At 40.5% G+C, this 11608-nt stretch carries 10 protein-coding genes; 6 read left to right on the forward strand and 4 right to left on the reverse strand.

Annotated features, from left to right (window positions below; all coding sequences use genetic code 11):
• Nucleotides 1-1426, reverse strand: a 1426-nt coding sequence (locus tag HWQ39_RS03320; RefSeq protein ID WP_292841542.1) for a type IV secretion system DNA-binding domain-containing protein, incomplete at its 3' end; no start/stop codon positions are given.
• A gap of 555 nt (nucleotides 1427-1981) precedes the next feature.
• Between HWQ39_RS03320 and HWQ39_RS03325 the strand changes: the two genes are divergently transcribed.
• Nucleotides 1982-3088 (forward strand): DUF5895 domain-containing protein, encoded by a 1107-nt coding sequence (locus tag HWQ39_RS03325; protein ID WP_292841545.1) that lies wholly within the window; start codon nucleotides 1982-1984, stop codon nucleotides 3086-3088.
• 305 nt (nucleotides 3089-3393) lie between these two features.
• Here HWQ39_RS03325 and HWQ39_RS03330 read toward each other — a convergent pair whose 3' ends face one another.
• The 3 genes from HWQ39_RS03330 to HWQ39_RS03340 all read right to left on the reverse strand — a co-directional run bounded on the left by HWQ39_RS03330 (nucleotide 3394) and on the right by HWQ39_RS03340 (nucleotide 6813).
• On the reverse strand, nucleotides 3394-4122 hold the full coding sequence (locus HWQ39_RS03330) for a hypothetical protein (RefSeq protein ID WP_292841549.1): 729 nt from the start codon (nucleotides 4120-4122) through the stop codon (nucleotides 3394-3396).
• A gap of 3 nt (nucleotides 4123-4125) precedes the next feature.
• Nucleotides 4126-6093, reverse strand: coding sequence for a M23 family peptidase (locus HWQ39_RS03335; RefSeq protein ID WP_292841552.1), 1968 nt, complete (start codon nucleotides 6091-6093; stop codon nucleotides 4126-4128).
• A gap of 411 nt (nucleotides 6094-6504) precedes the next feature.
• Entirely contained in the window at nucleotides 6505-6813 is a 309-nt protein-coding gene (locus HWQ39_RS03340; RefSeq protein WP_292841555.1) for a hypothetical protein, read from the reverse strand.
• Between the two features lie 139 nt (nucleotides 6814-6952).
• Between HWQ39_RS03340 and HWQ39_RS03345 the strand changes: the two genes are divergently transcribed.
• From HWQ39_RS03345 to HWQ39_RS03365, 5 genes are all read left to right on the forward strand, one after another.
• On the forward strand, nucleotides 6953-7642 hold the full coding sequence (locus HWQ39_RS03345) for a hypothetical protein (RefSeq protein WP_292841558.1): 690 nt from the start codon (nucleotides 6953-6955) through the stop codon (nucleotides 7640-7642).
• A 107-nt stretch (nucleotides 7643-7749) separates the two neighbouring features.
• Nucleotides 7750-8292: a hypothetical protein gene (locus HWQ39_RS03350; protein ID WP_292841561.1), complete on the forward strand. Its 543-nt coding sequence runs from the start codon at nucleotides 7750-7752 to the stop codon at nucleotides 8290-8292.
• A gap of 229 nt (nucleotides 8293-8521) precedes the next feature.
• A complete protein-coding gene (locus HWQ39_RS03355; RefSeq protein ID WP_292841564.1) occupies nucleotides 8522-10300 on the forward strand; it encodes a bifunctional 3'-5' exonuclease/DNA polymerase in 1779 nt (592 codons plus the stop codon).
• A gap of 461 nt (nucleotides 10301-10761) precedes the next feature.
• Nucleotides 10762-11064, forward strand: a complete 303-nt coding sequence (locus HWQ39_RS03360) for a hypothetical protein (RefSeq protein ID WP_292841566.1) — start codon at nucleotides 10762-10764, stop codon at nucleotides 11062-11064.
• 246 nt (nucleotides 11065-11310) lie between these two features.
• Nucleotides 11311-11526, forward strand: a complete 216-nt coding sequence (locus tag HWQ39_RS03365) for a hypothetical protein (RefSeq protein WP_292841569.1) — start codon at nucleotides 11311-11313, stop codon at nucleotides 11524-11526.
• Nucleotides 11527-11608 lie beyond the last annotated feature (82 nt).

The raw sequence follows: 11608 nt of genomic DNA on the forward strand, positions 1-11608 counted from the left end.
CTGTGGTACGATTTTTAATCAGCACTTCCTTCTCACCGTAACGCTTTGAGTAATCGTCAGCCGTTTTGTAGTTACCAGGATTGAACAAAACATGAGTACTACAAGCTGATGCGATCGCACTCCCCATTTTATCTCCATAAATATCGTAAAGTTGCTCTAAACTTTGGATACCCAGAATAAAGCAGGCACCATTAGAACGATATTCATTAATCCACTGTGGTAATCTGTCCAGCTTAATTGATGGTAATTCATCCAAAGAAATAATCAACGGATCTTTGCGGGGACGGCTTAAATTACCAACAATCATCAAGTGCATTGCAGCCGCCAGCAGAGGCCCAACCACACTGCGACGTTCATCATCTAGCTTGAACACCACCATCTCTCTACCTTCAAGCTTAGTAGGAATATCCGATTTCCCTATAAATGCTCGCAGCAAATCAGCTTGGATGAAAGATGAGAAAGTACCTGCTGCTGTGGTCAAAATCCCCGAAATAGTCTTCTCTGCGTCCTTAGCACTCAAAAATTGAATAAATGAAGTCGCCACCCATTCATCCAACCTTTTTGACTGTACTGCATGGTCAAGGCGCTGTACAAGTTTTGGCAACCGCAGCACAGCATAAAGCATCGCCATATCTGGGTAAGGTGAACCCTTGACTAACTGTAAAAGTGCTTTAGCTAACAAGTCACCAGCTTTAGCAAAGAACTCATCACTTTTACCACCACTGGAAGCATTGCGGTTAATCACTTGTCCAATTTCTCCTGCCATTACCCCATCCCGTGCATCACGCATATAATCCAAAGGATTAATTACACCGCTAAAGGGTTCACCGGGGGCAAATACTCGTACTTTGTAACCATAACGGGCTGCTAAGGGTGCATGGAGTCGTAGTTGGTCGCCCTTCTTGTCGTAGAGTAAAATCGGAAAACCTTGCTGCATCGCACTTTCTAACATCCGGTCTATGGTAGAGTAGGTTTTACCAGACCCAGGCGCACCTATTACCAGTGTTCCGCTTTCGGCATTGGGAAACCAAACTGTAGGTGCAGCACCAAGCATAGTTTGTATGTTAGCCAGTAACCCCCGCCATTTACCTTTTACCCAATAGCGAGGAGTTCCAGACCACAGGGTAACTTTATTGTGTTTATGCTCCTTGATTTGCTTGAGTGCTAGGTTAGTTGCTGCTAGTTTCTCGCTAATACCGGAGACTTTACCAGTGGTAATTTTTCCCTTACCAGTACCACTGATTTGCAACAACAGTAAAACGAAGAGCATTCCACCTACCATCATCCAACCTTGGGGATTGTTATACTGCTGAAACAACTTGCCAAAGTCAATACTAGCCTCTTGTGCTTGAAAGGATGACACTTCAATTAATGTCGAGTTAGCAGTTATCTGGTTGTGTGGTAGATTTTTCTGGTAAATTTTCATAGCAGTTAAGTAGGCATTTAGCAGAAATTTTAGCTACCAAGTGAAAGCTAGGGTATTGACCTTATGGACATTTTTTTAGAAATGTTAGAAACTCTATTTCTAGAGGAGTGTCAGATACATAACAGCTTTATGAGTGGTTGCTGTTAAACCTCGCCAATAAATCCTCACGGGAGAGATTCGATAACTGCAACAGTAAAAAAGCATACTCTTGTGAAGGTAACTCTAGAATAGTCTGAATAATTGTGGCTAATTGTTCATCCAGCGTATCAAATCGAACTGTTAATAAATTTTCTACAACTATACGTTACCTTTACTTTTGAGCCTCTTGCTTTCACTGTATATATAGTGGGTATATATAGTGGTGATAATTTCATGATTAACCTCCTTTCATCCTCATATATATTTTCGCTGGTTTGTAAATTAGCATTCAAGATACTTTATTTGATGGCGTAGTTTAAATCTGTGGTGGAGAGTAATTGCCTCATAAACAACGATTGGTAAATAAGTTTTGAGGCTAACGCCTCATGCGTTGGGCAATCATATTTATGTACTCCAATGGTTAAATCTAGGGTTTCAAACAACTCTAATCGCTCCAATCAATCTACTGCTAAAACTGCTGCTTCTAATCCCAAAACTAATACCAAAACTCAAGCAGCTAAATCTAAAGCTCCTAACACTCAATTGTCAGACCTTGATATTGACGATATTGACCCAGAACTTCTCAGCGACAGTTATAACCAAGTTAGACGACCGTTACTGCCTTACGGCATTGTCGTTAATGACAAACCCGCCGGACTTCTAATTCCAGAAGATCAGCTAGAAAAGGCTGGCTGGCTTGATATGCCACAGGAGGACGACCTAACTATTGTCACCTTAACTGAAGATGTTACTGGACTTTTAATTACTCAAGCACGTTTACTAGTTTTAGCTTTTGTACCAGAGTATATCCGTTATAAATCAGATGTTGAAGACTTAGGTGGTTCTTTTGTTGGGCTTTATGATGAATACAAGCATAACCTTGACAAGAAAACAATGGATGTGTGTTCAGAACATGCACTAGTGTTTCTGGATGAGGATAATCAACCCCTGCATACTACTCCTGTCGTTGTCCGCTTTAAGAATGTAGCTCTCTGGAGTTTTAAGTCAGTGCGTGAGGAATTCTACCGTTCTTTGGAGAAAACCTTTGCTGACTATTTCCAAGTGCCATTTAGCGGCAAAAACGATAGGTGGCGTAGCTTAGGTGTGCTGTCAGTTGAGTTCAAAGCTGTCAAAGAAGGTGAAGGTAAGAATAAACACGACTGTTGTAAGACTGTAGATTATACCAAACCCACCGTTGAAAATCTGTCTCAATTTTATTTGGGTCAGCCCACAGCTAAAGCCCTCATTTGGCAACAACATGATGCGATCGCTGGTTTTAATGAACCTCAATCCCTACCTGCTTTGCCAGGAGAATCGGTATCTGTAGACGTAGAAGTATTGCCACCACATAAAAATAGGAACAAAACTCAAAGCGTTCGGAAATCGAAACCAGCGACCAAGCCACCTCGCAAAATTCAACTTATTGACGATGACGACTTCCTCGATGAAACCGACGATTTAGAAGCTGAGTTAGACGATGATGATTTTGAGGAAGAAGACGATGAACTGGATGATGAGGAATAGTCCAATGCAACTATAGCGTCTGTGCTGGTAAACTACCCACTACTTAGTGCTGAGTCATGAGTCCTGAGTAGATTAAAAGTCACTCAGTACTTATGTACTTGGTATATACCCCACACAGCAGTTGCTCCACTTGTGTGCGGTCTTTTAACTGAACACGGGCTAAACGCCCGGCTATCCATGTACAGCACTCTTCATCCACCACTGACCTAGATACCGATTTAATGGGAATTTCCTAGAGGTTTTAGAAGAAAACTCTGCCGTAGCTAAGATAACTATGGCAGAGTTTTCTTCCAGCTTTCAAGTTATCAACTTTGGGATTTTTTACCAGTAGTGAAAAGCTGACTATCAGCAAGTTGATAGCCGGTGCCATTGAAACAAAAATTCAATTGGCGTAGCTGCTCTTGCTCGGTTTGCAGTACCCTAATGCACGGTAATGCCTGACCTCGGTTCTCTCCCACTGACAACAAATGTTTACCTGTTGGCAGATTGGGATTCAAGTAACTCAAGAATACCTGAGTAATTGGTTTGTCCTTTCTGAGCCAGTAACCAGTATACAGACATCCCAAAGCACCACAGACATCAGGCGTATTCAAGTTGAAAACTGCGAACCTGCCGTCTTTTCCTTCCACACTCCAAGCCAGTATATTTTTAGCAGATACTTTGGCATTCAACTCTGTATTTTCTACAATCACCTGTTCAACGACTCTAGCAGGCACAACATTAGCAGCTTTGTTCCAAGTAACGGTTGCCGCATTTAAGCTACAGCCCCCTAAGCTCATGAGAATCGACAGCAACAAAAAGATGCCCAAACCAATGCGAAACCAATGAACCCAGTAGCGTACCCTCATAGTCGGTGCTGGTAATTGATATGCAGTTGTCTTCAGTGGTTGAGACTGAGTAGAGGAGGCGGAAGAAGAATAAACTCCCTTTCCTTCCCCTGTTTCCCCAAGGTGTATTTTTGAATGCAGCTCAGTATCCAGTATTTCTTTTATCTCATAGGGTGAAGTAATAGAAGTTTTAGATAAATCTGTCATACTCTACCTCCCATTTTCAGTATTTTTAGCAGTGCTGATGTAGCTAGAATTTACATTGGGAGAACAGGTCCGCGTTCCATTATCGCTATTACTGTTGCGATAACTAGCTAAAGCGGTTTTGCCGTAATCTTTGAGACTGAGACGGCCGAGGGCATCTGAGCCATTTCCATCAACTTTGCTGTAATCACCACCAAAATGCTTTTGAGCCACTCGTTCAATTAGGCGATCGCCCGTAAATGGCTGTCCTGTAGCCGGATCGATTTGCTCTTGTGTCACTTGAATTTTGTTAGCCATATCAGCCATAAATGCCCTATCTTGGTCGGCTGGAGGAAAAAACTCAAATAGTTCAGCCTCTGTTGGTTGATGCCCTTGCTCCACTTGACTCAAGAACTTTTGACCTCCAGGCTTGGCAGCAATTAACTTCACTGCATAAGGGTTATAACTCATAAACTGGTAGCGACCGAGAGCGCGACCACAATTTAAACCCCCATCTGCACAGGTATGTATGCCAACTGCTTTGTAATCCCCGCTACCAGCACTCTCAATTTCCGCGATCGCATTTGAGAGCGATCGCAAATCAATACCGGAGAATGATTGATCTGTTATCGACCGACTACCATTGCTGAACGCGCATGGATTAATCTTCTCTATTACTCCAGTACGCTTGGTAGTGCTAGCTTTAGGCTCTCTTGTCGCTCCAGTTGGTAAAGATGCAGTATTTGTCCTCTGTTCACTCAAATTGCCTACAAATATCAGGGAGTTAACCTTGTAGCTGAAAAAAGGAACAGGCCCGATAAAATAAGGTGTACAACCCATTCGCCAAGCACAGAACCGAAAGAACAAAGCCGTATCTACCGTATCAGTCGTTTCATCCGGCTCCATTACCACGACCTTAAAAGCTTTACCAAACGGTATCCTTCCTGTTGGTTCCCGACCGTTGTTCACTGCTTTCAGGATACCCCGCCCGCCCTCGACTTCTTGGTATTTCCCGGAAATCCACTGTTTACCTTCCAACTTACTGCGATCGCTACGACCTGTATTCTCCAAATCATCCAATTCTAAGTAAGCGCAGTCTTTTTCACTACAAGGCACAGAAAACCCTTGCACATCGGAACCAGAAATCGTATTGTTACGGCGGTTTTCTGCTGGCCCATGAACTACATCAATCCGCATTACCAAGCTACCAATTTCAGTGATGGGATTAGGCATTAATCCTAAAGGTACTTGTCCCAAACCAGGAATATCCGAAACATTGCTATTCATCCAACCTGTAAATTGTTGTAGCTGTACTGCATCTAAGTTAGGAATTGAAGAAATAGAAAACTCTGACAAGTCGATTTCTCCCAGCTTCATTTGCCCAACTTCATACTGTGTTAGTACCTGAGCTAGTGTTAAATTAGATGCAGCAATTCCCTTTGATTTTAGTAAGGTTGCAACAGGTGTAATATTGTTTACTTGTGTCTTAGCTAATTCTGGAACAACCTGAGCCAAATGGCTCAATGTCTGTTCCCCAATCAGGGGAAATTCACTCAAGGCAATTTTGTTTGAATCTATACTGTTAATGTCTGTGTTTGCCTCTGGTACTCTGCCCAGAGCGATCGCCTGGATCGCCTGCAAAGAAAACTCCTCTGCCTGCAATGCTTCACTGATATCTCCTAACTTCAAATATTGGTCAGGAGTCATACCCACATTCCAAGTGCGACTCAGGTCATAACCTAGTGTTTGACTGTAGGGACTGCCATCAATTGCACCGGATTGACTGATACCTGGTAGCTGGGCCAGAGAAATGCGGCTCCAGTCTGGCAGCAAAACTTTAGTAGCAGGTAGTCGAGACTGAGGATTTGCAACTTCTACAATTCGAGTCGGTAAATTGCCATCACCAAATGTGTTGATTGTGGCTTGTGCAGCGATACTATAAATAATACAAGTTATGACAACCAGAAGAGATATCCATGCTTTTGGTATCTTCATAATTCCAGGTTTAAAAATGACAGCAACTATACCCCAACAAGCAAAGTAATTTATTGAATAAAAACCCGGCGTTGCTGAATGAAGGAATGAAAATTAAAAATTCAATCTCTCAAACTCTTACTCTCTGCGTCTCTGCGTCTCTGCGTGTTAGCGTACCCCTGCTCTTAAGCAAGCTACGCGGAGCGTCTCTAAGAGTTGCGGGGCGTAAGCCCGACAAAAATCATCCCACTGATCAGCAACGCCAAAAACCCAATTACTTGTTGCTTATGGGGCAATACAGTTCAGTTAAGCTTTTATTCTCTCCCTCTGCTTCCCCTGCCTCCCCTGCTCCCCCTGCCTGCCTTAACAGATAAATTTGCTTAACTGAACCGTATTGGCTTATGGGGTATAGAAAGAGAGTGAAAATATGACTTATAACTCTAGCTCCTCTTCTGCTGACTGTTGACTTTTCTTAGACTTGTAACCTGAACCAGAGCCATATCCTGGTAATTGAGGATTGGGATTAGCAGCCGATTCAGTGTAAGGTGTATCCCCAAGATTGATTTCAAAAATATTCTCTTGATAACCATCCCTAAATTGGTCTGCTTGCAAGGGATTACTACTATCTCCAGAACTTAATTGCTCAACACCGTAACCTTCAGATTGATAGCCACTGCCAGACTGATAATTACTACTGTCGTCAGCATCAAGATTTTGGTTAATTGTGGGTTCGTTATTCATTGACATTACCTAAAAAAACTGTAGCAATGCCAGCATAAAAAGATTTATCTAGTATCAGCCTTCACCTATTGGACATTAATTTTTTAGCCGATTGGCTATTTTGGGTGATGCGCTCATATCGAGATGAAAAATGGAGCAAATGAATTTAATTTCACCAGAAATAATGGCAGAAATCAGTAATGGTAATAGTACCAAACTGCCAGACAACACCCAAAAAATGCTGCAAATTCTGGCAAGTTTAAATACACCAAAAGAATTATTAGCAAGTCTCTTAGAAATAGCTGAATTTTCCCTACATCATGTTCGCTACCTTGCAGGGCCATTGGTAATTCATCGCAGTCCTTGGAGTGATACGATTCCCCAATGGCTGAAGTTTGCTTGTATTCAGGAGCGATTGGAACTTATCTTCACTGAATACGAACAGGATCAGGTTGGTGTTTCCAGCACAGCCACAGAAGTTCTTACCTACATGATGCCTGCAACTTACGAAGCACCTTTACATAGGGACTACGCTGACCTTTATCTTTGGGTAGGTAATGAAGTTTTAACCAAATACGATAAATTACCAAAGGGTTGCAAGAGTTTTTATGAATTTATAGGTGATGGTGATACGAGCAATGCCAGCAATAATCGTATCATTCATTTTAATCAGGTAAAAAATGAATTCAACTATCTTAGCAGGTCAATTCGACGCAGCATAGTTAAACACGCAGCACAAGAAGGATGGGGTAAGCGTCATGTCAATGCCAAGCCTAACTTAGACTCGACCCAAAGCACTCCAACTCCCAAACCTTCATCAAATTCAACTGTGCAAATTAGCTTGTTCTGAATTTTCCAGAAATCCTCAGTCTATTCAAATTTTCATCTGAGGATTTTTCTGTTAAATGGAAGCGATCGCTTCTTTAATTATGAACATAAATTTTCAAGTTAGTCATCATGAATACTCAAGAAATTCAAGAGATTTTAAATCATCTCATCATTGGAATTACAGCCTTATATACCATTGTGATACTCGTTGATTTCGTTGTGGGAATAGTCCATCTGTGGCAGAAATTTACGCTCAACATCGAATACACAACATCTGAACAATCACAGATGGAATCTAGTGATATTAAGAAATCTCTAAAGTTGGAAAATCAAAATCAATTAACTAACCGGATTACATCAAAACCAGAACCTCAACCAAACAACTTTGTTAGCATTGATGTAGACAAAATTGATTTACGGACAGCCAGAAAAATTGCCACTGCCATAAAAAAAGCTTCAAAATCCAATCCTGACTTAATTATCAAACAAAAAGTCAACAATAAATGTGTTCCTTTAGCCTGGTTGCAAGCACAGATAAAGCATCGTTTAGAACTTGCACCAGAAATTGTCACACCCATTATTAGAGAATTGGCTCCTACTGCTTTTACATCTGTTCGAGAGAATATTCAGCATTCTAACATTGCAAAAACAGGTAAACGTAAAGTCAGTTAATCATATAAAGAGAGGAATATCGATATGGCGGTTATCGCTCGGATGAGAAGACAAAAGTACTTGCTGTACAATCTTTCTAGCAAAGTTTTTGTATCTCCCTCAACTGCACACCGCTATAGTATTACCTCTCTTTAATAGGTTTTCAAATCTTTGTATAAAACTAAATATTTTGAAGTTGGTACATATACAAGCTATCGCTTCTAGGTGAGAAATTCAAATTAAATTCATTATGAATACAGGCTTAATAAATACAAACAATCCCAGTATTTATACCCCACAATATACTCTTGTTTCCAATGTTTCAACTCTTAATTCGGCTCTCCAAGGTCTGTTTCAGGCAGAAGTTTTAGCCATAGATTGTGAAACAACAGGACTTGACCCTCTAACTGATTCTATTAGACTGATTCAAATAGCTGCACCAAACCATCCAGTACTGCTAATTGATTTACCAGCTATTCCCAAAAGCAATCGCCCACTACTCAAAAAACTGCTTTGTAACTCTGCTGTCAAAATTGCTCATAATGCCAAATTCGACTGGCAATTTCTCACACTCGCAGGACTTCAACCCTCCGGTAAATTCTTCGATACCCAACTTGCTTATAAAGTTCTAACCGCAGGATTAAAAACAAGCTCATCCTTACAAAATATAGTTAAAAAGCTACTACACCTTCAACTAGATAAAACTCAACAAATCAGCGATTGGTGTAAACCTCTTACCAAGGTTCAATTGCACTATGCTGCCGTAGATGCTGCCATATTACTTGACCTTTACCCAATTCTCCTCAACAAGTTAAAGCAGGCAAAGTTACTCAAAATTGCCCGACTGGAATTTCAGTGTATGCCTGTTGTAGCTCAAATGGAACTTAACGGAATGCTATTTGACTTGTCCCGATGGCAGATACTGGGTGCAAAACTAGAAGCTGAAAAAACAGAGGCTTTAAGCCAACTCAAGCAACTCCGTATTGCTAGCTCTCAGATATCATTGCTGCCAGAACTAACAGATACAGTAAACCCGAATTCACCTCAGCAAGTTTTGGCTGCTCTACAAGCTATTGGTATCAAAATCAACTCAACTAATCAAAGTAAATTAGTTTCTTTAGCTGCACAGTATCCCATAATTCAAGCATTGCTAGATTACCGCCGTCTATCTAAAATTATCGGCACTTTTACCGAAAAACTACCCCAGCATATCCACCCAAAAACTGGGAGAATTCATCCCAACTATTATCAATTAGGAGCAAAATCCGGTAGATTTTCTTGCCGCAAACCACCTCTACAAAATATTCCCCGTGATGAAGCAGCCCGTAGCTGCTTCATTGCTGCCCCTGGCTATAAAATTATCAAAGCCGATTACTCCCAAATAGAACTACGAATTATGGCTCGGCTTAGTGGTGATACAAAGATGTGCCAAGTCTATCGCCAGGGGGCTGACTTACATCGATTAACAGCATCTTTAGTAACTGGAAAATATATCAATGAAGTGACTGAAGAAGACCGCAGACTAGCAAAAGCAATAAACTTTGGATTAATTTTCGGTATGGGCGCTGCCAAACTCCAAATTTACGCCCAAGTAAAATATGGAGTGGCAATGACATTAGAACAAGCAAAAGCTTTCAGAAAACGATTCTTTGAAGCTTATCCTGGAATAGCTAAGTGGCATGAAAACATCAAACGTAAATACATCCAAGGCATTAAGGAAAGTCGTACACTAGCAAACAGACGACGGAGATGGGTAAACAAGCCCCGATTATCAGAGCTATTTAATCATCCAGTACAAGGTTTAAATGCCGACATCAACAAATTAGCTATGGTAAAACTTTCAACTCCATTAACTAAATTCAGAACAAAACTCATCTGTGTAAGACATGATGAAATTGTACTGGAATGTCCAGAGACTGAAGTTGACCAAGTTAACCATATATTACACAATTGTATGGTTGCTGCTGCCCAAAAGTTTCTCAGCCCTATTCCAGTTGTTATAGATATTAAAACATCAAATAGCTGGTGAACTACCCCAACTTACCCAGTACGACTGAAGTTGGATTTGCAGTCAAGCTATTCTGAGAAGGTTAGTCAAAAACTCAATTGCCCTCCTCACAGTATAGCTCGTGCAAAAATGTGGTCAGAGGGCGTTTTTTTTTGACTCGAAGCACTATCCCAATACCGTTTGTTTAAGGACATTTATCTGTTAGGGCGGACTGTTATTGAGCAGGGGAAGCAGGGGGAGAAAAAAGGCTTAACCCAAGCGTATTGCACCCTACCCACTATTTCTGGCTATTTCTGAATCGGTATTCTAGCCATTATAAATAACGGAACTATTTTAACTATATCTGCTAACGCAGATTTAGAGTGAATCCAGAGTTTAAAACCCGCTTAATTGGGTTTTATTTGTGTGTCTATAAACTCTGTGACTGACAAATACCTGATGTAAGAAATGAGTTCAAATATTTACATATTTGAGGTGTATTAATGTCTAATCCCCGGATTTTAGGGGCAAGAGAAATTCATCTAATTTCACTCTACAGTCACTGGGAATTTAGTATGAAACCAGAAGAATTTTATGCCAAATGGGATGTGAGTTATGAACAAATTGCCTTAATATGCTGTCGTTCTGATTCTACGGTCAGAGGTTGGTTTAAGCAAGGTAAGTTTAGACGCTATCCTCAGCATAATGATTTACGACATTTGGCATTCATGGACTTTTTACTTGAACATTTTGAAGAAGTTCCCGAACAAATTTGGCAATTGCTATGTCTGGCTCATTCGCCTTGATATCAATAACATTTCTATTCTACATATAGCAATCCGGTTTGATTACTGAAAGGTTTTCAGACTCAGTACACTTTTTTATTCCAGTCGTAATGCTATATATCTCTCCAATCAATCTAATACACACGAAATTCTAATTGTCAATATCAATTTGACCTGTCTTTGAGTATACCTCCTCGTTTAAGGTAAAATTTGGCGATTTTAAAGCACATAGCATGGTTATTTTACAGCATTTTTAAGGGGTAGAATATGACTTATTCTGAGCAATTAAAACCGTGGTGTATTGTCCGTGGTATTCCCAATCAAGAAAATATTGTTGTGAAAAGATTTCGCCGACGTGATGATGCTGTTGCTTATCTGCAAGTGTTGAAGCAGTCTGGCAGAGATATTGTTTTTAAAATCATTTTTAATGCTCAAAACGTCAATATGCCACGGGAAAATGAAGCTTTGAACGGTTCGTTTTGAGAAGGTTTGAAAATTATAAAAATATTAATTTATGGGATGATATGATCCCATATTTTCGTTTATTTTCCACACCATACGCCAC

This window comes from Nostoc sp. NMS8 (assembly GCF_017115045.1).
Taxonomy (GTDB): domain Bacteria; phylum Cyanobacteriota; class Cyanobacteriia; order Cyanobacteriales; family Nostocaceae; genus Nostoc.